This window comes from Serratia sp. CY47280 (genome assembly GCF_052168655.1).
Lineage (GTDB): Bacteria > Pseudomonadota > Gammaproteobacteria > Enterobacterales > Enterobacteriaceae > Serratia > Serratia bockelmannii.
Window position 1 is genome coordinate 96,333 of sequence record NZ_JBJNMG010000004.1, and the last position, 21,365, is coordinate 117,697.

Below are 21,365 nucleotides of genomic sequence, written 5' to 3' on the forward strand. Positions count from 1 at the left end.
CATGGCCATGCAATCTCAAGACATCATTCGTAAATCCGCCACCAATGGTTTCACGCCGGCGCCGCGCGCCCGTGACCACCAGGAAGAAGTGGCCAAACTGATCGATGTCACCACCTGTATCGGCTGCAAGGCCTGTCAGGTGGCCTGTTCCGAATGGAACGACATCCGCGACGAAGTGGGGCACAACGTCGGGGTGTACGATAACCCCGCCGATCTGACCGCCAAGTCGTGGACGGTGATGCGCTTCTCCGAGGTGGAGGAAAACGGCAAGCTGGAATGGCTGATCCGCAAGGATGGCTGCATGCACTGCGCCGATCCGGGCTGCCTGAAGGCCTGTCCGTCGGAAGGCGCGATCATTCAGTACGCCAACGGCATCGTCGACTTCCAATCCGAGCACTGCATCGGCTGCGGCTACTGCATCGCCGGCTGCCCGTTCGACGTGCCGCGCATGAACAAGGACGACAACCGGGTGTACAAGTGCACCCTGTGCGTCGACCGCGTGGACGTCGGCCAGGAACCGGCCTGCGTGAAAACCTGCCCGACCGGCGCCATTCACTTCGGTACCAAGGAAGCGATGAAGCAGGTGGCGGCGGATCGCGTCAGCGAGCTGAACACCCGCGGCTACCAGAACGCCGGTCTGTACGATCCGGCAGGGGTGGGCGGCACGCACGTGATGTACGTGTTGCACCAAGCCGACAAACCGCAGCTGTACCACGGTTTGCCGGACAACCCGAGCATCAGCCCGGCGGTGACCTTCTGGAAGGGCGTGTGGAAACCCCTGGCGGCCATCGGTTTTGCCGCCACCTTCGCGGCCAGCGTGTTCCACTATGTCGGCGTCGGGCCTAACCGCGTCGAGGATGAGGACGAGCACGACGAGTCGCACGACGAGGAGACGCGCAAATGAGAAAGGAAAAGCCCATTCAGCGTTACAGCGCACCGGAGCGCATCAACCACTGGATCGTGGCGTTTTGCTTCGTGTTCGCCGCCATCAGCGGGCTGGGGTTCTTCTTCCCCTCCTTCAACTGGCTGATGAACATCTTCGGGACGCCGCAGCTGGCGCGCATTCTGCACCCGTTTGTCGGGGTGATCATGTTTGCCGCGTTCCTGCTGATGTTCCTGCGCTACTGGAAGCATAACCTGATCAACCGGGAAGATATCGTCTGGGCCAAGAACATCCACAAAATCGCCATGAACGAGGAAGTGGGTGACACCGGGCGCTATAATTTCGGCCAGAAGTGCGTGTTCTGGGCGGCGATTATCAGCCTGGTGCTGCTGCTGGCCAGTGGCGTGGTGATCTGGCGGCCGTATTTTGCGCCGTCGTTCTCCATCCCGCTGATCCGCATCGCGCTGCTGGTGCATTCGCTGGCCGCGGTCGGCCTTATCATCGTGATTATGGTGCACATTTACGCCGCATTGTGGGTAAAAGGCACCATTACCGCGATGGTGGAAGGCTGGGTGCCGGCGGCCTGGGCCAAGAAACATCATCCGCGCTGGTACCGTGAGGTCCGCGAGAAACGACAGGAAGATAAACCCTGATGAGTATCCGCATCGTTCCTAAAGAGCAGTTAGGGGCACAGCGTGAGAAGTCCACAACGGCGGAGAACATCCCGCCGTTACTTTTCGCCAACCTGAAAAGCCTGTACAGCCGCCGCGCTGACCGTCTGCGTCAGCTGGCGGTCGACAACCCGCTGGGCGACTACCTTAACTTCGCCGCCGAACTGGCGCAGGCGCAGCAGCATGCGCTGCACGATAATCCGCTGGCGCTCGATCTGAGCGAAGCGTTGGCGCAGGGCGCCGCCAGCGGCAAACCGCCGCTCGATCTGAGCGTGTTCCCGCGCAGCGAGCACTGGCGCAAGCTGCTGACGTCGCTGATCGCCGAGCTGCGTCCGCAGGCGCCGGAGCACATTCTGGCGGTGCTGGACAACCTGGAGAAGGCCTCGGCGCACGAGCTGGAGCTGATGGCCGACGCCTTGCTCAACCGCGAGTTCGGCAAGGTGGGCAGCGAGAAGGCGCCGTTCCTCTGGGCCGCGCTGTCGCTCTATTGGGCGCAGATGGCCAGCCTGATCCCCGGCAAGGCGCGCGCCGAATACGGCGAGCAGCGCCAGTTCTGCCCGGTGTGCGGCAGCATCCCGGTTTCCAGCATGGTGCATATCGGCACCGTTAACGGCCTGCGCTACCTGCACTGCAACCTGTGCGAAAGCGAATGGCACGTGGTGCGGGTGAAGTGCAGCAACTGCGAGCAGACCCGCGATCTCAACTACTGGTCGCTGGACAGCGAGCAGGCGGCGGTGAAGGCGGAAAGCTGCGGCGACTGCGGCACTTACCTGAAGATCCTCTATCAGGAAAAAGACCCGCAGGTTGAAGCGGTGGCCGACGATCTGGCTTCGCTGGTGCTGGACGCCCGCATGGAAGAGGAAGGCTTCGGCCGCAGCAGCATCAATCCGTTCCTGTTCCCGGCGGAGTAACCGCCCGGCCCCGTTCGCGCGGGGCCGGACCCGCAATTTAAGAACGGGCTTCTGGCATTCGCCCGGGCGAGTTGCTACGTTTAGGCCATGACGCGCCAAGCGAAAGGAACCACGATGTTAAACACCCTGGCAAAACTGACCGCGGTCGCCGTGCTGGCGATCGGACTGGCGGCCTGCGACAACAAGGACGACACCAAACCGGCGGTGCCGCCACCGGATACCAAACCGACCGTGACGCAGCCCGCGCCACCGCCGCCTGCGCCGGTAGAAACCCCGCCCGCGCCGCCGGGGCTGAACGTGTCGCTGCAGAAGGGCAAAATCACCTTCGAGTTGCCGCCAGGCTTTAGCGATCAAACGCTGAACAGCGGCATCGTCAATGACAGTACCTCCACCATCCAGCGCTTCCTCGATGGCAAGTCGCGCCAGAGCGCGGTTTCGTCCGAAGTGATCCCGCCGGACGGAATGAAGATCAACACCAGCGACAAAATGCTGAAAGAGCTGACGCAGAGCGCCATCACGGTGCTGGCCGAGCGCTATCAGAATATCCAGACCACCAAAGAAGAGAATTTCACCGTCGGCAAACAAAAGTTTCGCCGGGTGGATACCGAGCAGACCGTCAACGGGCAAAAGGTGGTTTCCACCCTGGTGTTGACGGTGTTCAACAAGCGAGTAGTGACGCTGCAAATGCTGTCGCCGGCCAAAACGCCGGAAGTGCATCAGGCGCTGGTGCAGCGGATTATCGATACTCTGGCGGTGAAGTAAGGGCATTGCGCCGCGGCCAGGACGAAGCGGAGGAGACCGGATGAAGCTTATCGGCAGTTACACCAGCCCCTTTGTGCGCAAGATTTCCGTGATGCTGCTGGAGAAGGGGATCGCGTTTGAATTCGTCAACGATCCGCCGTATGAGCCCGGCAGCCGGGTGAAGGAGCTGAACCCGCTCGGCAAAGTACCGGTGCTGATCGCTGATGATGGCGAGGTGTTTTACGACTCGCCGATCGTGGCCGAATACCTCGAACTGCTGACGGTGGAGCCGGCGTTTTTGCCGGCCGATCGCGCCACCGCGCTGCGCGTCCGCCGGGTGGCGGCACTGGCGGACGGCGTGACTGAAGCGGCGGCGACGCTGTTCCGCGAAAGCCGGCGCGCGCCGGAAAAGCAGGACGAAAACTGGATGCTGCGCCAGCGTGACAAGCTGACGCAGGGCCTGGACGCATTGGAGGCGCTGGCGCAGGAAAAAACGTGGCTCAATGCCGAGCGGCTGACGCTGGCGGATATCGCCACCGGCTGCGCGTTGGGCTACCTCAATTTCCGCCACATTCTGCCCAACTGGTGCGTCCAACGTCCGGCGCTGGTCAAGCTGGCCGAACGCCTGTTCGCCCGCGAAAGTTTCGCCCGCACGGCACCGCCCTGAACGTTCTTTTCTCCCCGCCGCGGCGGGGTTTTGCTATGCCGATACGTCTAAATTGAAAACCGAGCGACCATGAGCACTGAATCCCACCTTCTTTACAGTCAACTGCCCGCCATCGACCGTCTGCTGCGTGAACCCGCGATTGAACCGCTGGTGGCTCAGCATGGCCAGACGCTGATCGGCGAACTGTTGCGCCGGCTGCAGGCCCAGGCGCGTGACGCTATCAAGCAACAGCAACGTTTACCGGCCTGGTGCGGCGACTGGCCGCAGGCGCTGCGGGCGGAGCTGGCCCGGCAGCAACGCCCGGCGTTATTGCCGGTGTTCAACCTCAGCGGCACCGTGCTGCACACCAACCTCGGGCGCGCCCTGCTGGCGCAGCCGGTGAAGGACGCGGTCAGCGCGGTGATGGGAGAGGCGGTGACGCTGGAGTACGATCTGGACGGCGCCGGGCGCGGTCATCGCGATCGGGCTGTGGCGAGTCTGCTGTGCCGGCTGACGGGCGCGGAAGACGCCTGCATCGTCAATAACAACGCGGCGGCGGTATTGCTGATGTTGGCGGCGATCGCCCCCGGCAAAGAGGTAGTGGTGTCGCGCGGCGAGCTGGTGGAAATCGGCGGCGCGTTTCGCATTCCCGACGTGATGCGTCAGGCCGGCTGCCAATTGGTGGAAGTCGGCACCACCAACCGCACCCATCTGAAAGATTACCGCCAGGCCATCAGCGAGCAGACTGGCCTGTTGATGAAAGTGCACACCAGCAACTACAGCATTCAGGGCTTTACCGCGGCGGTCGACGAGGCTGAACTGGCGCAGCTCGGGGCCGAACAGGGCGTGCCGACCGCCACCGATCTGGGCAGCGGCTCACTGATCGATATGGCGCAGTACGGCCTGCCCGCCGAACCGATGCCGCAGCGGCTGCTGGCCGCCGGCGTCGATCTGGTGACGTTCTCCGGCGATAAGCTGCTGGGTGGCCCGCAGGCCGGCATCATCGTCGGCAAAAAGGCGCTGATCGCGCGCCTGCAGCAGCACCCGCTCAAGCGCGCGCTGCGCGTCGGCAAGCTGACGCTGGCGGCCCTGGAGGCCACGCTGCGGCTCTATCTGCAGCCGGAAAAACTGGCTGAGCAGCTGCCGACGCTGCGGCTGCTGACCCGCCCGCAGCAGGAGATGCAACAGGCGGCCGAGCGGCTGCTGACGGCGCTGACGCCACGGTTTACCGCCGATTTCGACCTGCGCGCCGAACCGTGCTGGTCGCAGATTGGCAGCGGTTCGCTGCCGGTGGATCGCCTGCCCAGCTATGCGCTGACCTTCACGCCGCGCGACGGCCGCGGCGCCACGCTGGAAGCGTTGGCTGAGCGCTGGCGCCGCCTGCCGCAGCCGGTGATCGGCCGCCTCGGCGACGGCCGGCTGTGGCTGGATCTGCGCTGTCTGGAACAGGAAGGGGCGCTGATCGACGCGTTGAGCGCATCATGATCATCGCCACCGCCGGCCATGTCGATCATGGCAAAACCACCCTGCTGCAGGCGATCTCGGGGATCAATGCGGATCGCCTGCCGGAAGAGAAGCGCCGCGGCATGACCATCGATCTGGGCTACGCCTACTGGCCGCAGCCGGATGGCCGGGTGTTGGGCTTTATCGACGTGCCCGGCCACGAGAAATTCCTCGCCAATATGCTGGCGGGCGTCGGCGGCATTGACCATGCGCTACTGGTGGTGGCCTGCGATGATGGCGTGATGGCGCAGACCCGCGAGCATTTGGCGATCCTGCGCCTGAGCGGGCGCCCGGCGCTGACGGTGGCGCTGACCAAGGCCGACCGGGTGGAGGCGGCGCGTGTTGACGAGGTACGCCGCCAAGTGCGTGATGAGCTGGCGCGCCAGGGCTGGCCCGATGCGCCGCTGTTTGTCACCGCGGCGGCGGCGGGAGAGGGCATCGAGGCGCTACGCGCGCATTTGCTGGCGCTGTCGCCCGGCGAGCACGCGCTGACGCGCCGTTTTCGCCTGGCGGTAGACCGTGCGTTCAGCGTCAAAGGGGCGGGGCTGGTGGTGACCGGCACCGCGCTCGGCGGCCGGGTGAAGGTGGGGGATACGCTGTGGCTGACCGGCGCCGACGCGCCGGTGCGGGTGCGCGGCCTGCATGCCCAGAATCAAACCGTGGAACAGGCGCAGGCCGGGCAACGCATCGCGCTTAACATCAGCGGCGATGCCGATAAAGAGCGGATCGCGCGCGGTGATTGGCTGCTGGCGCAGCGTCCGCCCGAAGCGGCGGAACGCATTCTGGTGGCGCTGGAGACGGATCGGCCGATCCGCCATTGGCAGCCGCTGCATCTGCACCATGCCGCCAGCCACATCACCGGGCGCATTTCGCTGCTGAACGACGGACTGGCGGAACTGATCCTCGATCGCCCGCTGTGGCTGGCGGAAAACGATCGGCTGGTGCTGCGCGATATCGGCGCGCGGCAAACGCTGGGCGCGGCCCGGGTGCTCAGGCTGAATGCGCCCAAGCGCGGCAAGCGTCAGCCGGACTATCTGGCATGGCTGCAGGCCTTGGCGCAGGCGCAGGACGACGCGCGGGCGCTGGCGCTTGAGCTGCCGCACGGCGCGTTGTCGCTGGTGGCGTTCGCCTGGGCGCGTCAGTTGACCGACGACGGCCTGGCGGCACTGCTGGCGAACCGCGATCTGCTGATCGTCGGTGACCGGGCTCTGGCGCAGGATCAGGTGCAGCAGGCGGAAAGCCGCCTGCTGCAGGTGCTGGCGGAGTATCACCAACAGCACGCCGATCAGCTGGGCTTAGGACGCGCCCGCCTGCGGCGCATGGCGCTGCCTCAGCAGCCGGAAGCGCTGGTGTTTATGATGATCGATCGGCTGCTGAAGGCCGGCGCGCTGCGCAATACGCGCGGCTGGCTGCACTTGCCGGAACACGGCCTGGCGTTCAGCGCCGACGAGGCGCCGCTGTGGGCGCGCATCGAACCGCTGTTCGGCGACGAGCCGTGGTGGGTGCGCGATCTGGCGAGCGAACTGGGCGAGGAAGAGAGCCGGGTACGGGCGCTGCTGCGCAAGGCGGCTCAACTGGGCCATGTGACGGCGGTGGTGGTGGATCGCTACTACCTCAGCCGGCGCATCGATCAGTTCGCGGCGCTGATCCGCGAGCTGGATGCGGAGCGCGGGGGCGCCAACGCCGCCGATTTCCGCGATCGGCTCGGCGTCGGGCGCAAGCTGGCGATCCAGGTGCTGGAGTTCTTCGATCGCAGCGGCTTTACCCGCCGCAAGGGCAACGAGCATCTGCTGCGCGACGGCGGGCTGTTCGGTAGCGAGTCCCCTACCCGATAAACCTGACGGCGGCCCGGCTGACGTCGGGCGTTTGGGCGGTGAGAAACGCCTGTAAACGTTCGATCAGCGGCCGTTTTGCCGATTCTTCCGGCCAAACCAGATAGTAACCGTCGCCGGTACGCACGGCGGCGTCACAAGGCAGCGCCAATAACCCCTCCTCCATCGTCCGCAGGCTCAGCGCCAGATCGCCGATCGAGACGCCGTGCCCGGCGATGGCCGCCGCGTTGCCCTGTTCCAGTGAATCAAATACCTGGCCGCGTGTGAGATCGATCGGGGCCGCGATGCCGCTTTTTTGCAGCCAGCGTCGCCAGTCGCGCCGATCGGGCGAAGGATGGATCAGCGGGCAGGTGGCGAGATCGCGCTGCGCGTCGGCGAGCAGCGCGGGGGCGCAAATTGGGATCAGCCATTCGTCGAACAGCTTGGCGGCGGCGGTATTGGCGCCGAAATGGCCGTTGCCGAGCAGGATGGCGCAGTCGTAGGGTTCGCTGAAAAAATCCACGCTGTCGATGTCCATCCACACGCTGGCTGCCTGCACCTCGAACGCCTGCGCCGTTTGCCGGAATCGGCTCAGGCAGTCCAGCAGCCAGCGTAGGGTCAGGGTGGAGGGCGCCTTCATCCGCAGCAGATCGCGGTGGCTTCTGAACAGCTCGCAGGCTTGTTCGATGCGGCCAAACCCTTGCTGCAGCTCGGCGGCGAAGATTTTTCCCTGCGGAGTGACCTCGATGCGTGGGCCGTTGCGCTGGAACAGCCGACAGCCGAAGTGCTGCTCCAGCGTTTTGATGTGCTTGCTGACGGCGCTGGGGGTGAGATGCAGCTCGTCGGCGGCCAGCGTGAACGAGCCGGTGCGGGCGGCGCTCTCGAAGGCGCGCAGAGCGTAAAGCGGCGGAAGGGAACTGGCCATCGCGGCGTCTCTAAGAATGAGTCTGGCTCACAGTAAACGACAGGATTACTCCTTTTTCAAGGCGGGGGCTACGGCATCATAATGATCCGACGCCAACCGCCTGAATGTGAGTGAAATAAAGATGAACCTGTCGTTGCTGGCGGCGTATTTCGCCGCCATTTTCTTGCTGATCGCCACGCCAGGGCCGGTGGTGATGATGGTCGCCAACACCGCGGCGCGCTTTGGCGCCCGGCGCGCGCTGTTGACCGCGCTGGGAAGCAATGGGGCCTCTTTGTTGCTGATCGGTATTGCCGCGCTGGTTGTCACCGGGCTGTTCGCGGTGGATATGCGCTTGCTGCAGTGGATAGGCCTGCTGGGCTGCCTGTTTATCGGCCGCATGGCGATCGCCTCGCTGTATGAGGATTTATCCGCACGAACCCCCGATGCGCAGCCCGTTGCACCGTCGCAAAAACGCTCGGCGATCGCAAACGGTTTTCTGGTAGGCATCGCCAATCCCAAGGACATCATCTTCTTCGTCGCCTTTTTTCCGCTGTTTATCGCCGTCACCCCTTCGGTCGGCGCCAGCCTGACGCTGCTGACCGCGCTGTGGGTGCTGGCGGATTTCGCCATCTTGCTGGCCTATATCACCCTGCTGTCGGGAACGGCGCTGCAGCGCGCGCGGCGGGCGATCTCTGTCCTGTCGGCGTTGCTGCTGTTGGGGGTGGCGGTAGTGGGAGCGGGGTATGCGCTGTGGGAGCTGCTCGGCTGAGGCCGCATAAAAAAACGCCGGTCGGGAAACCGGACCGGCGTTTTATCGTCGCGTTTACACCGCGCCGGTCGGCTGCGGTGTGGGGTCGCCGTTGCGGCGTTTGCCGAGGAACAGCGCCACCAGCGTCAGCCAGCACAGGCCGCTGATGAGGTTGAACAGGTTGAACAGCCCGCTGCCGCCCCAGACGTAGGCGACCTTGGCCAGCTCGATGCCGACGGTGAATACCATCATGCTCAGCATGCCCATAGTGGCCGACACGGTGCCTTTGCTGACGTTGCTGGAGAACAGCGTCAGGCGGTACAGCCCGGCGTTGGCGAGGCCGATGCCGAAGGCGTACAGGCTCAGGCCGGCGGTCATCCACAGGTAGGCGTGGCTGGAGAACTGGGTCGCCAGCGCGGCGATCAGCAGCCCCAGCAGCATCGGGCCCGCGCCCAGCTTGATCAGGCGCTCCACGCTGTTCTTGCCGGTCAGGCGCGCCAGCGTCAGGTTACCGAGGATCAGCGCGCCGAACACCGGGATTTGCAGCAGGCCGTAGTCCAGGGTCGACAGCGACTCCCCGCTGATCAGGATCACCGGTGACTGGGCGATCCAGGCCAGCAGCGGCAGGCTGGCGAAACCGATCGCCAGCGCGCCGCACAGGAAGCGGCGGTTGCCCAGCACCTGGCGGTAGTCACGCCACAGATTGGCGGCGGAAAACGCCTCGCCCTGCAGCGTGGCGGTTTCCGGCATGGCTTTCCACAGGCCGTAGAAGGCGATGGCCGCCAGCGCCGCAAACAGCACGAACATGCTCTGCCACGGCGCGACGTGGATCAGCGCCGCGCCGGCCAGCGGCCCGAGCAGCGGGGCGATCAGCGCCACGTTGGCCATCAGGGCGGTGATTTTGATGCACACCGATTCTTCAAACGACTCCTGGATGGTGGCGTAGCCGACCGCGCCGATAAAGCACAGGCCGATGCCCTGCAGGAAACGCATGGCGATGAACTGCTCGATGGTGGTGACCAGCAGGATCGCCAGGCAGGAGACGATAAAGAACGCCACCCCGGCCAGCATCACTGGGCGACGGCCGCGGCGATCCGACAGCGGCCCGAGCAGCCACTGCAGGAAGATGCCGCCGGCCAGATAGGCGGTCATCGAGGTCGGTACCCACTCTTCGCCGGCGTTGAAATCCGCCACGACGGCCAGCATGCCCGGCTGAATCATATCGTTGCCGATATAGGTGGCGAACTCGAACAGCACCAAACAAAGAGGGAATAAAAGCGCCTGTCGGCCCAAACGTGCCGCAGGTGGTAATGTCGTTTTCATATTATTGTACTGATAGTAAAAGAGAAAAAGGAACTGCCAGGGCGGGAAGCGCAAACTGAGCGAGTTATGGCGGCTATTTTGCCGCCAATTGTTCACCTTCGCAATCATAAGGTGTTGTTTAAGTGCATTCTGATATTTCGCTTTTGGGTTGTCGCCGAACGCCGTGCCCGATAACCTCTTCTTAACATATCAATATGACACAAGATCGGGCGAGCGTTTGAGCGAGAAAATCGGCTGGATAGACAACCTGCGGGCGATGGCGTGCATGATGGTGGTGATGATCCACGCCACCACCTATTACGTCACCAACGGCGTGGCAATAGGGTTGCACAACTGGGACATCGCCAACGTGCTGAACTCGCTGTCGCGCGTATCGGTGCCACTGTTCTTTATGATTTCCGGCTACCTGTTCTTCGGCGAAAAGAGCGCCGGCCGCCGGCATTTCACCCGCATCGTCTGCTGCATTCTGTTCTACAGCGCCATTGCGCTGATCTACATCGCGGCCTTTACCAAGATCGGTTTCTGGCCATCGCTGCGCGGCATGTTGCAAAAGCCGGTGTTCTATCATCTGTGGTTTTTCTACGCCATCGCGGTGATTTACCTGCTGTCGCCGCTGATCAGCGTCAAACCGGTGTCGCGCTACGCCCTGGCCGCCGCGCTGGTGGTGTTGGCGGCGATCGCCAACCCGAATACCGACAAGCTGACCTTCGGCAACGCGCACCTGCTGCCGGTTAACCTGTATATCTACGGCGATACCTTCTACTACCTGCTGTATGCGCTGGCCGGACGGGCGATTGGCATGATGGAGGCGCGCGGGCGCGCCGTGGGCTGGCTGGCGGCGTTGGGATTTGCGCTGTGCGTGGCGCTGATCGCACGCGGCACCAAACATCAGCTGTTCATCAACGGCAACTTCGCCGATACCTACTACATCTACAGCGGCCCGCTGGTGTTTATGGCGGCGGTGGCGCTGCTGGTGTGGGTGAAACACTGTCTGCCGCAGCCGATCGGCTGGCTGAGCGTATTTTCCCGCCATTCGCTGGCGATCTACGGTTTTCACGCCCTTATCGTCAACGTGATGCGCAATCGGCACCTGGATTTCACCGGCCACCCGCTGCTGGATATCTTCTGGGTGTTCGGCGTGGCGCTGGGGGGCAGCCTGCTGCTGTCTGTCGGCCTGCAGCGGCTGGATACCCGCCGGCTGGTGTCATAGCGGCGAGCGCTGGCGCTGCTGGGCGCGGCGCAGTTGCCGCCCGGAGGAAAAACCGGCCGCCAGCGCGGCCTTCTCCAAGCCATATCCTTGCTGCAGGCGCTGTTGCGCCACCGCCAGCCGCAGCTGCTCATGATACTCCCGCACGCTGATGCCAACGTGGTTGCGAAACAGCCGCGCTAGGTGGCGGCTGCTGACGTGCGCTTTCTCCGCTATCTGCGGCACTGACCAGTCGGCCTCCGGCTCGGCGGCCATCACGTCCTGCGCGCGGTGCACCGCCGGGTGCAGGTGGTTGCGGTAGCGCAGCCAGGGCGACAGCTGCGGATCGTCGCCGGCGCGGCGGAAATAAACCACCATGTCGCGTGCGACGTCGCGCGCCCGGCCGGAGCCGCAGTGGCGGTGGACCAGGTGCAGCGCCAAATCGATGCCGGTGGTGATGCCCGCGCTGGTGTAGACGCCACGGTCTTCGACGAAGATGCGGTTCTCTTTCACCTGCGCCGCCGGCGCCTGGAGACGGATACGTTCGATGACGTCGTGGTGGGTGGTGCACTGATAGCCGTCGAGCAGCCCGGCCTGCGCCGCCAGCAGCGCGCCGGAACAGATGCACACCAGGGTGATGCGCTGCCGTTGCAGATCGGGCCGCAGCGTCGCCAGCCAGCGGCGCGCCTGCTCGGCCTCCTCTCCGGCGAAATAGCGCTGCGAATCGCCGACGCCCGGCAGCACCAGGATGGCGCCGTCTTCCAGGCGTTCGGGCAACGGCTGCAGGCCGCTCAGCGTCATGCCGATGGAGCAGACGATCTGCGGCGCCGGGCTGAGGTAACGCAGGCTGAACTGCCCGGCGAGGCGCAGGGTTTCCGCCGGGCCGCTGACGTCCAGCGACAGCACGTTGGGCAACAGCAGAAAATAGACGGCCTGCGACATGATTACTCCTGTGCGAGTTGCGCCAGCGCCTCATCCACGCTGGCGATGCGGGCGAAACGATCGACCAGTACGGTTTCAGTATGCCGCTTCAACTGCGCGGGGGTAAAGATTTCACCGTCGGGATGGCGCATCGGGAAGGTTAACGTCGCCTCGGTGACGAAAGTCACCCGATAACCGAGATCGGACGCCACCCGGGTGGTGGTTTCGCAGCATTGTTCGGTGCGGATGCCGGAGACGATCAGGTGGTTGATGTCCCGCTCGCGCAGCCAGGCGTCGAGGCCGGATTCGGTCAGCGCATTGTGCACATGCTTGTGCACGGTGATATCCGCCTGGTGGGTGAGGAACGGCAGGCGCTGCACATGACCTGAAGCCAGTGAGAACGGCCCTTGCGGCGAAACGTGCAGCACGTCGACCAGGGCCGCGCCGCGCTGTCGGCAGCCCGCAATCAGGCGGGTCAGCGCCTGTTGAAACGCCGGCAAATCGTCCTCCTGCCAGAATGGACGGTGCTGGAATGATTGCTGGACATCGATGATCAATAACGCGCTCTGTGACATTTTCGGCCCTCCGCCAGTGTGTGTAGCGACCATCTTGCGCCGCGCCTTACTCTGGCAGAAGGCCAAAAACGGCCATCATGATGACAACAACGGACCGACCTTAGGCTTTGCTCACCTGGCCGGCGACCAGGCGCCCCTGATGGAAGGTGGCGCTGCGCGCCGGCAGACGGGCGACCGCCTCGGCGGAACAGCTGGCGTTGACCAGCACGAACTCGGCGGCATCGCCGGCTTTCGGCCAGGCGCGCTGCCCCTTATCGTCCAGCGGCAGCACGCCGCCGGTGGAGATGGCCATGGCGCGCGACAGGTGATACTCGTCGGAACCGCGGTACAGCTGGGCGTACAGATTGGCCTTCTCCAGGATGTCGCCGGTGCCGAACGGCGACCAGTGGTCGATCACGCTGTCGGTGCCGGTCATCACGAACACCCCTTTCTCACTGAGCTGCGGCAGCGGCATCATCAGGCCGCCGATCGGCACCGTGGAGGCGATGGTGATCTGCTGCGCCGCCAGCCGGGTGGCGGTTTCCGCCAGTTCGCCCGGCGTCAACGTGGTCAGGGCGAAAGCGTGGCTGATGGTGACCTTGCCGCGCAGCGCCGGGTTTTTCTCCACGGTGGCGATCATGTAGTTGATGGCGGCGACCCCGGCCGGGCTGGTTTCATGCAGGTGGATATCCACGCCTTTGCCGGTATCGAGGGCGATCTGGAACATGGCGTCGAGCGATTTCTCCATCGCGCCGTCGACGTTGGTCGGATCGAGACCGCCGACGTACTGCACGCCCATCTGCATCGCTTCGCGCATCAGCGCATCGACCTTGGAGTGCAACAGACCGTGCTGCGGGAAGGCGACGATTTCACAGCTAAAATCCGCCCGGTGGTTTTCCAGCGCGCGCTGCAGGTGCTCCAGGCTTTTCAGGCCGCTGACCGGATCGATATTGCAATGGCTGCGCGCCACGGTGCTGCCTTTGGACTGCAGCAAGGCGATCAGGTTTTCCGCCCGTTGCTGCGAGGTGGGCAGCAGTGTCGGGATCAGCGTCTGCTCCAGCGCGATCATGTCCATGATGGTTTTGCCCTGGCGCGGGCGCGGCGCCTGCCACGGGCCGCTGTAGAAGGTTTTGTCCAGGTGGATGTGCATATCGCGAAATGCCGGCAGCAGCAGCCGGCCCTGCGCCTTATAGCGGGGCACGCCGGCCGGCAACGCGGCGTTGGCGGCGTGAATGGCGGCGATCTTGCCGTCTTTGATCTCCAGGGTGTACAGCGCGGTGCGGGTGCCGATCACCGTTTCGCCGTCGTATTCAAAGCCGTCTTCCAGCCGCACCTCGCTCAGGCAGTAGTGACGATCGGTCAGGGTCATCGGCGTTGGCGCACACGGCTCGCCGCCAGGCGAAGCGGCCTGCGCCATGCCGCCGGTCAGGCCGATCACCGCGCAGGCGGTGGTGAGTTTGCCGGTTTGGCTGAGGAAGGCTCTGCGGCCCGGTTGCTGAGGATTTTCCACGTTCGGTTCCTTAATCCAGAGGTGAGGGAGTGAAAATATCCCCCAATTTAGGAGAGGAACCGACCGGTTGGCAGCGACATTTGCCACTGGTGACTATTCGATTTGGTAATGATCGGCGTCTGCCGGCGGAATGGTGCTCTTGGCTTGCTCTTTCGTAGCTTTAATGGCTACATTTGTAGTCATTAAAGCTACATTGAGGTCAGCGTGATGCACGATCCGATGCTCGAATTACTGTTCAGCGAATACCGTAGAAAAGTGCTAAGCCTGCTGTTTATTGAAGCCGGGCAGGCGTTTCATGTGCGAGAAATTGCGCGGCGCACCGCAACTCAGGCCGGGACTTTACATAAAGAGTTGAGCCGGCTGGCTGAAGGCGGCATCTTGCTCAGGCAGCGGCAGGGCAACCAAATTTGCTATCAGGCTAACGCCGATTGCCTGATTTTTCCCGAGCTGGCGGCGATTTTCCGCAAGACCTGCGGCCCGGCTGCGCGCTTACGGCAGGTGCTGGCAGGATTTGGGGAGGACATCGAACGGGCTTTCATCTTTGGTTCCGTCGCCAGTGGCAAAGTGACGGCGGCCAGTGATATCGATGTTCTGATCGTCGGTAAACTGTCTTTTGCGGAGGTGATTCAGGCGGTTTATCCGCTGCAGGCAACGCTGGGTCGGGAAATTAACCCCAAACTGTACTCGCCGGAAGAGTGGCGAGCGGCTTTGGCCGAGAACTCCGCGTTTATTCAGGACATTATGCAGAAACCCCAACTCTGGATTGCGGGAGACAAGGATGACGCTGGACAATCTGGTCGGGCTGGGACTGGAGGTGATAACGCCTGACGCGGGGGCGATTAAAAAACTGCTGGCCGCCGCCGCTCGCAACCGACGCGATGCGGGTATCACTCAGTTCAGCAATGAGAGCCGTTTCGACACGGCATATAAAGCGGTCATGCAAATGGCCAATGCCGCTTTGCAAGCCAAAGGATACCGCACGCTGACCAGCAGGCCTGGCCATCACCAGACCATGATCCAAACGTTGCCGCTCACTGTAGGGTTGCCGCGCGAGGCAATGATCTGCCTGGATGCATTGCGAAAACAGCGCAACGTGGCGGATTATTCCGGCGACTTGGTGACGGACGCGGCGGTACAAGCTTGCCTTGAGCAGACAGAAGCGCTGTGGGTACGGATTATCGACTGGCTGCAGCGCGAATATCCGCAGATAGTGGCGTAAGCGGTCTCATTTCAACCCGCAAAACACCGTTAGCCGCTGGGCCAGCGCCAGCGTGGCGGCAGGGGCGCCGTCGCGGTAGTAGAGCGCCAGTTCGAAGCTGTCTATCGGCGGCAATCCTTCGGCTCCGCCCAGCACCCGGTGCGCGGGCAGACGGCAGCCGGCCGGCAGCAGGGTGACGCCCAGCCCGGCGGCCGAAGCGGCGGTCAGCGCCGCCAGGCTGGCGCTGCTGTAGCCGATGCGCCAGCGTTTGCCGAGGTTGTCGAGCGCCTGGCACAGCTCGTCGCGGTATAGGCCGTTGAGCGGAAACACCGCCAGCGGCACCGGCGATTGCTCGATGGCCGGGAAGGCCAGGCTGTCCAGCCACAGCAGCGGTTCCGGCCGCGCGGCGCGCGGCGGTTGCCGGCGGCGCTGTTTCACCAGGATCAGATCCAGCTCTTCACGCGCGTAGGCGCTGTGCAGATCGGCGCTCAGGCCGCTGGCGACGTCCAGCCGCAGGTGCGGGTGCTCACGGCTGAAGTCGGCCAGCAGCTCGGTGGTGGGCACGGCGAAATCTTCCGGCATGCCGATCCGCAGCACGCCGTCGCGCCAGATGCCGGTCAGCGCGTCGTGGGCTTCTTCATTTAGCGCGATAATGCGGCGCGCGTAGCTCAACAGCTTGACGCCTTCTTCGGTCAGCAGCACCTGATGCGAGGAGCGCTCAAACAGCGGCTTGCCCAGCATCTCTTCCAGCCGGCGTACCTGCTGGTTAACGGTGGACTGCGACAAAAACACCCGCTCTGCGGCGCGGGTGAAGCTGTTGCTGTCGCATACGGCGACGAAGCTGAGCAGCAGCTGCGGATTGAACATCGGGTAGCGATTCATTTTCCCACTGTTGGCTATTTTATTATTTAATTTCCCAATACTAGCGGCGTTGCCTACAGTAACGCAACGCTGCGGCGATCGCGCTGTGACGCCGCACTCTTCATTTCGCAGTACCAGGAATATACCGTGTTAAATCATTCTGTTAATTCACCTTCCCCGCGCCGCTGGCTCAACCCTCTGTTGCTGGCGCTGGTGTTGATCGGCCTGAACATGCGGCCGCTGTTGACCTCGATCGGCCCGTTGCTGCCGACGCTGCGCCAGGCCACCGGGCTGAGTTTTGGCGGCGCGGCGCTGTTGACCACGCTGCCGGTGCTGATGATGGGGCTGATGGCGCTGGCGGGCGGCGCCATCAATCGGCTGTTCAGCGAACGCAGCGCCGTGACGTTGAGCCTGCTGGCGAGCGGGCTGGGCGCGCTTTGGCGCGAACTGGCTCCCGGCAGCGTGCAGCTGCTGATGAGCGCGGTGCTGGGCGGGCTCGGTATCGGGGTGATCCAGGCGGTGATGCCCGGCATCATCAAGCATCACTTCCTTAAAAGCATGGCGCTGGTGGCCGGGCTGTGGTCGGCGGCGCTGATGGGCGGCGGCGGGTTGGGGGCGGCGATCACCCCGTGGCTGATGAGCGTAGGGCACGACTGGCACAGCGCGCTGGCCTGGTGGGCGTTGCCGGCCCTGGTGGCGCTAGTGGCCTGGTGGCCGGTCAGCCGCGGGCTGTCTCGCCTGGGCGCGGCGGGAGAACACCGCGGGCCAGGCCTGCTGCGCAACCGGCGCGCCTGGCTGCTCGGCGCCTATTTCGGCCTGATCAACGGCGGCTATACCAGCCTGATCGCCTGGCTGCCGCCGTATTACATGCAGCTCGGCTGGCAGCCGCAGGCCGGCGGTTCGCTGCTGGCGTTGATGACCTTTGGCCAGGTGGTGGGGGCGCTGCTGCTGCCGGCGCTGGCGCGCAATCATGACCGGCGGCCGCTGCTGTTGCTGGCGCTGATGATGCAGCTGATCGGCTTTATCGGCCTGATTTATCTGCCGCAGACGCTGCCGTGGCTGTGGGTGTTGCTTTCCGGGCTGGGGCTGGGCGGCGCGTTCCCGCTGTGCCTGGTGCTGGCGCTCGATCACCTGCACCAGCCGGCGGCGGCCGGGCGACTGGTGGCCTTTATGCAGGGCGTCGGCTTCCTGCTGGCGGGCGTCACGCCTTACCTTTCCGGCCTGCTGCGCGACTACAGCGGCGGCTTCGTGCTGGACTGGCAGATCCACGCGCTGCTGGTGGTGGTGCTGATCGCCATCACCTGGCGCTTCCACCCGCACAGCTACCGACGGGCGTTCGCCGAATAATATTTCTGTCATTGCCGCTCCCTATAGTGACGTTGCTTTTACTTCTGGGCGATAACAACGAAAAGGGACAATGACATGCACAACACCAAAACCCGGTTGGCGCTGCTGGTCGGCTGCATGGCGCTGAGCGCCAACCTGTGGGCCGACGCGCAGCCGGTGCAAGCGACGCTGGCCGGGCATGCGCTGCTGCCGGTGAAGTCCGCCGTTTCCACGCCGAAGGACGCGCCGAGCGATCTGCAGCAGAGCGGCAAATACACCAGCGGCAAACGCGTCACCGAGCTGGGCAGCGTGGCGGGCAAATCCGCCGATCGCCTGACCGGCCTCGGCCTGCCGATCAACGGCCAGCCGCTGCAGGGCCACTCCGGCATCAAACACATGCCCGACGGCACCTACTGGGTGCTAACCGACAACGGCTTCGGCAGCAAGGCCAACTCCCCGGACGCCATGCTGTACCTCAACCACTACAAGATCGATTTCAAAGACGGCACGGTCGCGCCGCTGAAGACGGTGTTCCTGCACGATCCGGATAAAAAGGTGCCGTTTCACATCATCAACGAAAGCACCGAGAAACGTTATCTGACCGGCAGTGATTTCGATCCGGAAAGCTTCCAGTTTGCCGATGATGCCTTGTGGATCGGTGAAGAGTTCGGGCCTTACCTGATCAAGGCCGACCTGAACGGCAAGGTGCTGGCAGTGTTCGACACCCAGGTAGACGGCAAGGTGGTGAAATCGCCGGACAACCCGACGCTGACCCTGCCGGGCGCGCCGGACGGCAAGCAGAACTTCCAGGTGGCGCGCTCCAAAGGCTTTGAAGGCATGGCCGCCTCGCCGGACGGCAGCAAGCTGTACCCGCTGCTGGAAGGGGCGCTGTGGGACGGCGAGCAGTTCGAGAACGTCGGCGGTAAACGCTACCTGCGGGTACTGGAGTTCGACGTCAAACAGCAGGCCTGGACCGGCCGCAGCTGGCAGTACGTGCTGGAAGACAACCAGAACGCCATCGGCGACTTCAACATGATCGACGCCACCCACGGGCTGGTGATCGAGCGCGACAACGGCGAAGGCACGCCGGATAAAGCCTGCGCCGCCGGCGCGCCGACCGACAACTGCTTCAGCCAGGTGGCCAAGTTCAAGCGGGTGTATAAAATCGCCTTCTCGGACGCCAACGTCGGCAAACCGGTCGAAAAACTGGGCTATATCGACCTGATGAACATTCAGGATCCGAACAAGCTGGCGCGCAAGCCGCTGAACGACGGCGTGCTGACCTTCCCGTTCTTCACCATCGAGAACGTGGACGTGGTGGACGCCAACCACATCATCGTCGGTAACGACAATAACTTCCCGTTCTCCTCCAGCCGCCAGCCCAATATGGCGGATGACAACGAGTTCATCCTGCTGGACGTGAAGGATTTCCTGAAGTAGCGCTCCCCGGCCGCCGAATCGCCGGCGGCCGCCATTTCCCGCTTAGCGCAACGAACAAACTACGCTATAATCAGCGCCTTGCTTCTTCTCTTCTCCAAGGAAGATCCTCGTCCCCGGTGGGGCGGCCGGACTTCAAATCCGGTTGGGGCCGCCAGCGGTCCTGGGCAGGTTCGACTCCTGTGATCTTCCGCCAAAACTTGTCCGAGTACTTCCTGAAAAGTCCATTAAAATGTATAAAATCAATTGATTATATGGTTTCCTTGTCCGCTGGAGTCCGTGTATAACCGCCTGAATCCGAGATAAATGTGTATAATGGTGCGTATAACATTTTTATACGCAGAATCCACTTATACACATGCTTCTAACTGACATACAAATTCGACGTTCCAAACCGCAGGAAAAACCCTACACCCTCAACGACGGCCAAGGCCTGTCCCTTCTTATCAATACTGATGGGAGTAAAGGTTGGCGTTTTCGCTATCGCTATGCCGGAAAAGCCAAGCTGATGTCCTTTGGCACCTATCCCTTGGTAACGCTGGCAGACGCGCGAGAAAAGCGTGGGGAGGCCCGTAAGCAGGTTGCGAATGGCATTGATCCAGTAGCCGAGAAAAAGGCGCAAAAGCTCGCTCAGAAGCTTTCTGTCGAGAACTCCTTTGAAGCGATTAGCCGTGAATGGCACACGAATAAGGCTGACCGGTGGACTCTGGCTTACAGAGAAGAAATCATGCGCACCTTTGAGCAGGATGTGTTTCCGTACATTGGTCAACGTCCGATTGCAGAAATTAAGCCCTTAGAGCTACTGGAAGTGCTGCGGCGCATTGAGAAGCGCGGAGCATTGGAGAAAACCCGTAAGGTTCGCCAGCGCTGCGGAGAAGTCTTCCGCTACGCTATTATTACCGGTAGGGCAGAATATAACCCAGCCCCAGATCTCGCCAGTGCGCTGGCCGTACCTAAGCAAAAGCACCATCCGTTCCTCTTGGCCGAGGAACTACCTTACTTTGTTAAGGATTTGGAAGGATATACCGGTAGCATCATCACTAAGAATGCAGCGAAGATTGTCATGTTGACTGGAGTCCGCACGCAAGAAATGCGTTTTGCCACGTGGGAAGAGATCGATTTTGAGCGTGCTATTTGGGAGATTCCCGCCGAACGTATGAAGATGCGCCGCCCGCACATTGTGCCGCTTTCTACCCAGGCGGTTGAATTACTTAAACAGTTACACCCGATAACCGGTCATTACCCTTACATCTTCATTGGACGAAATAATCGTAGGAAACCCATAAGTAAAGAAAGCGTGAATCAGGTAATAGAGCTGCTTGGATATAAGGGGCGAGCCACCGGCCACGGTTTCAGGCATACGATGTCTACTATATTGCATGAGCAAGGGTTTGACTCTGCCTGGATAGAGGTGCAGCTCGCCCACGTAGACAAGAACGGCATTCGTGGCACTTACAACCATGCCCAGTACCTTGAGAAGCGTCGTGACATGTTGCAGTGGTACGCCGACTTTATCGCGGGCCTGGCCTAGCACTCTTACCGCCAATAAATCGTTAAAACCCCCTGGCGCGCAATGCTACCCCCGCCTCGCCTGCCCGCTTTATATGTCGCTTTTCATGCAGGTGCATGAGAGGCCGCAGGCTGCGCCATTGCTGGAGCCACAGGGGGTAAAAAATGCAATTTTTTGCATGCAGATTCATGCACCTTATACATGCATGTGCTCTTTGGCGAAGGCTAGCCAGGAAAAGAGCTTCTTTTCATAGTATCTGCGGCAGTATTTTCATCAGGTATCTCGAAAATGGATGTGCTGAGTAAAAGGTATCACTGCAGCAGTGATGACGTTTCATCCAGTTATGGAAGTAGATAAGGCTGTTTTTCAAATACCTCTCTATGAGCAATTCACAATGAAAGATTTTAGTTCCTGTAAAACTATTCACTACTGTTCACTTTCTTATAAAGATAATATAAATCAATAGATAAAGTGGTGATTAGTTGCTTTTTAGCTATTCACGAGTGTTCACTACTCTTCACCGATGAAGAAAAGTTCTCTTCTCTGGCTAGCCCTGTATTGCATGTTTTTCCCTCAACGTTTTTCTATACAATCTCGTATCAGAATCATGGATTGTGGGTAATGCAGTTCTGAGGTTCGCTGTAAAAGACGCGACTGCGAATGGCGTTCTATCAGGGAGTTTGAGCTGGTAGCTTTGCTACGATACTTATCGGTATGCGGG

General features: G+C 62.3%; 20 protein-coding genes and 1 tRNA gene. 15 read left to right on the plus strand and 6 right to left on the minus strand.

All coding sequences use genetic code 11. From position 1 onward, the window contains the following. The first annotated feature begins 1 nt into the window (after position 1). From fdxH to selB, 7 genes are all read left to right on the plus strand, one after another. Positions 2-904, plus strand: coding sequence for a formate dehydrogenase subunit beta (fdxH, locus tag ACJ8J4_RS17405; RefSeq protein ID WP_442516089.1), 903 nt, complete (start codon positions 2-4; stop codon positions 902-904). Beyond that, positions 901-1,536, plus strand: a complete 636-nt coding sequence (fdoI, locus tag ACJ8J4_RS17410) for a formate dehydrogenase cytochrome b556 subunit (RefSeq protein WP_004934017.1) — start codon at positions 901-903, stop codon at positions 1,534-1,536. The genes fdxH and fdoI overlap by 4 nt, the downstream gene beginning before the upstream one ends. Further along, entirely contained in the window at positions 1,536-2,465 is a 930-nt protein-coding gene (gene fdhE / locus ACJ8J4_RS17415; RefSeq protein ID WP_025304790.1) for a formate dehydrogenase accessory protein FdhE, read from the plus strand. The genes fdoI and fdhE overlap by 1 nt, the downstream gene beginning before the upstream one ends. Before the next feature lie 114 nt (positions 2,466-2,579). After that, the gene (locus ACJ8J4_RS17420) at positions 2,580-3,227 is read left to right on the plus strand and encodes a DcrB-related protein (protein WP_025304791.1); all 648 of its coding nucleotides are present in this window, start codon (positions 2,580-2,582) and stop codon (positions 3,225-3,227) included. A 40-nt stretch (positions 3,228-3,267) separates the two neighbouring features. Then, a complete protein-coding gene (locus ACJ8J4_RS17425) occupies positions 3,268-3,873 on the plus strand; it encodes a glutathione S-transferase (RefSeq protein ID WP_025304792.1) in 606 nt (201 codons plus the stop codon). 69 nt (positions 3,874-3,942) lie between these two features. Continuing rightward, positions 3,943-5,337, plus strand: a complete 1,395-nt coding sequence (selA, locus tag ACJ8J4_RS17430; protein ID WP_043140778.1) for an L-seryl-tRNA(Sec) selenium transferase — start codon at positions 3,943-3,945, stop codon at positions 5,335-5,337. Further along, positions 5,334-7,190, plus strand: a complete 1,857-nt coding sequence (gene selB, locus ACJ8J4_RS17435) for a selenocysteine-specific translation elongation factor (RefSeq protein WP_197765115.1) — start codon at positions 5,334-5,336, stop codon at positions 7,188-7,190. Before selA ends, selB begins: the two co-directional genes overlap by 4 nt. Here selB and ACJ8J4_RS17440 read toward each other — a convergent pair. Beyond that, a complete protein-coding gene (locus ACJ8J4_RS17440; RefSeq protein ID WP_049209019.1) occupies positions 7,180-8,091 on the minus strand; it encodes a LysR family transcriptional regulator in 912 nt (303 codons plus the stop codon). The genes selB and ACJ8J4_RS17440 overlap by 11 nt on opposite strands. A 121-nt stretch (positions 8,092-8,212) precedes the next feature. Between ACJ8J4_RS17440 and ACJ8J4_RS17445 the strand changes: the two genes are divergently transcribed. After that, positions 8,213-8,839 (plus strand): LysE family translocator, encoded by a 627-nt coding sequence (locus tag ACJ8J4_RS17445; protein ID WP_049209018.1) that lies wholly within the window; start codon positions 8,213-8,215, stop codon positions 8,837-8,839. 54 nt (positions 8,840-8,893) lie between these two features. On the opposite strand, the gene ACJ8J4_RS17450 is transcribed toward ACJ8J4_RS17445, so the two are convergent. Then, positions 8,894-10,141 carry an MFS transporter gene (locus tag ACJ8J4_RS17450; RefSeq protein ID WP_049204735.1) on the minus strand — a complete coding sequence of 416 codons (1,248 nt, stop codon included), beginning with the start codon at positions 10,139-10,141 and terminating at the stop codon, positions 8,894-8,896. Between the two features lie 217 nt (positions 10,142-10,358). Here ACJ8J4_RS17450 and ACJ8J4_RS17455 point away from each other — a divergent pair, with 217 nt between their 5' ends. Beyond that, positions 10,359-11,351, plus strand: coding sequence for an acyltransferase (locus ACJ8J4_RS17455; protein WP_049209017.1), 993 nt, complete (start codon positions 10,359-10,361; stop codon positions 11,349-11,351). Here the strand turns inward: ACJ8J4_RS17455 and ACJ8J4_RS17460 are convergent. The 3 genes from ACJ8J4_RS17460 to ACJ8J4_RS17470 all read right to left on the minus strand — a co-directional run bounded on the left by ACJ8J4_RS17460 (position 11,346) and on the right by ACJ8J4_RS17470 (position 14,312). Further along, entirely contained in the window at positions 11,346-12,269 is a 924-nt protein-coding gene (locus ACJ8J4_RS17460) for a GlxA family transcriptional regulator (protein WP_101452792.1), read from the minus strand. The genes ACJ8J4_RS17455 and ACJ8J4_RS17460 overlap by 6 nt on opposite strands. Before the next feature lie 2 nt (positions 12,270-12,271). Then, on the minus strand, positions 12,272-12,823 hold the full coding sequence (locus tag ACJ8J4_RS17465) for a cysteine hydrolase family protein (RefSeq protein WP_060448350.1): 552 nt from the start codon (positions 12,821-12,823) through the stop codon (positions 12,272-12,274). A gap of 100 nt (positions 12,824-12,923) precedes the next feature. Then, positions 12,924-14,312 (minus strand): amidohydrolase family protein, encoded by a 1,389-nt coding sequence (locus ACJ8J4_RS17470; protein WP_164068295.1) that lies wholly within the window; start codon positions 14,310-14,312, stop codon positions 12,924-12,926. Positions 14,313-14,519: 207 nt separating this feature from the next. Between ACJ8J4_RS17470 and ACJ8J4_RS17475 the strand changes: the two genes are divergently transcribed. Continuing rightward, positions 14,520-15,140, plus strand: a complete 621-nt coding sequence (locus ACJ8J4_RS17475) for a nucleotidyltransferase domain-containing protein (RefSeq protein ID WP_164068293.1) — start codon at positions 14,520-14,522, stop codon at positions 15,138-15,140. Further along, positions 15,091-15,531, plus strand: coding sequence for a DNA-binding protein (locus tag ACJ8J4_RS17480; protein WP_164068291.1), 441 nt, complete (start codon positions 15,091-15,093; stop codon positions 15,529-15,531). The genes ACJ8J4_RS17475 and ACJ8J4_RS17480 overlap by 50 nt, the downstream gene beginning before the upstream one ends. Positions 15,532-15,537: 6 nt before the next feature. On the opposite strand, the gene ACJ8J4_RS17485 is transcribed toward ACJ8J4_RS17480, so the two are convergent. Continuing rightward, on the minus strand, positions 15,538-16,392 hold the full coding sequence (locus ACJ8J4_RS17485; RefSeq protein ID WP_442516090.1) for a LysR family transcriptional regulator: 855 nt from the start codon (positions 16,390-16,392) through the stop codon (positions 15,538-15,540). Between the two features lie 126 nt (positions 16,393-16,518). Between ACJ8J4_RS17485 and ACJ8J4_RS17490 the strand changes: the two genes are divergently transcribed. The 4 genes from ACJ8J4_RS17490 to ACJ8J4_RS17505 all read left to right on the plus strand — a co-directional run bounded on the left by ACJ8J4_RS17490 (position 16,519) and on the right by ACJ8J4_RS17505 (position 20,665). After that, positions 16,519-17,718 carry a cyanate transporter gene (locus ACJ8J4_RS17490; RefSeq protein WP_442516091.1) on the plus strand — a complete coding sequence of 400 codons (1,200 nt, stop codon included), beginning with the start codon at positions 16,519-16,521 and terminating at the stop codon, positions 17,716-17,718. A 75-nt stretch (positions 17,719-17,793) separates the two neighbouring features. Then, positions 17,794-19,137, plus strand: coding sequence for an esterase-like activity of phytase family protein (locus ACJ8J4_RS17495; protein WP_148123025.1), 1,344 nt, complete (start codon positions 17,794-17,796; stop codon positions 19,135-19,137). A gap of 98 nt (positions 19,138-19,235) precedes the next feature. Further along, a tRNA-Sec gene (locus tag ACJ8J4_RS17500) sits at positions 19,236-19,330 on the plus strand. Positions 19,331-19,492: 162 nt separating this feature from the next. Next, positions 19,493-20,665: a tyrosine-type recombinase/integrase gene (locus tag ACJ8J4_RS17505; RefSeq protein ID WP_021504136.1), complete on the plus strand. Its 1,173-nt coding sequence runs from the start codon at positions 19,493-19,495 to the stop codon at positions 20,663-20,665. Positions 20,666-21,365 lie beyond the last annotated feature (700 nt).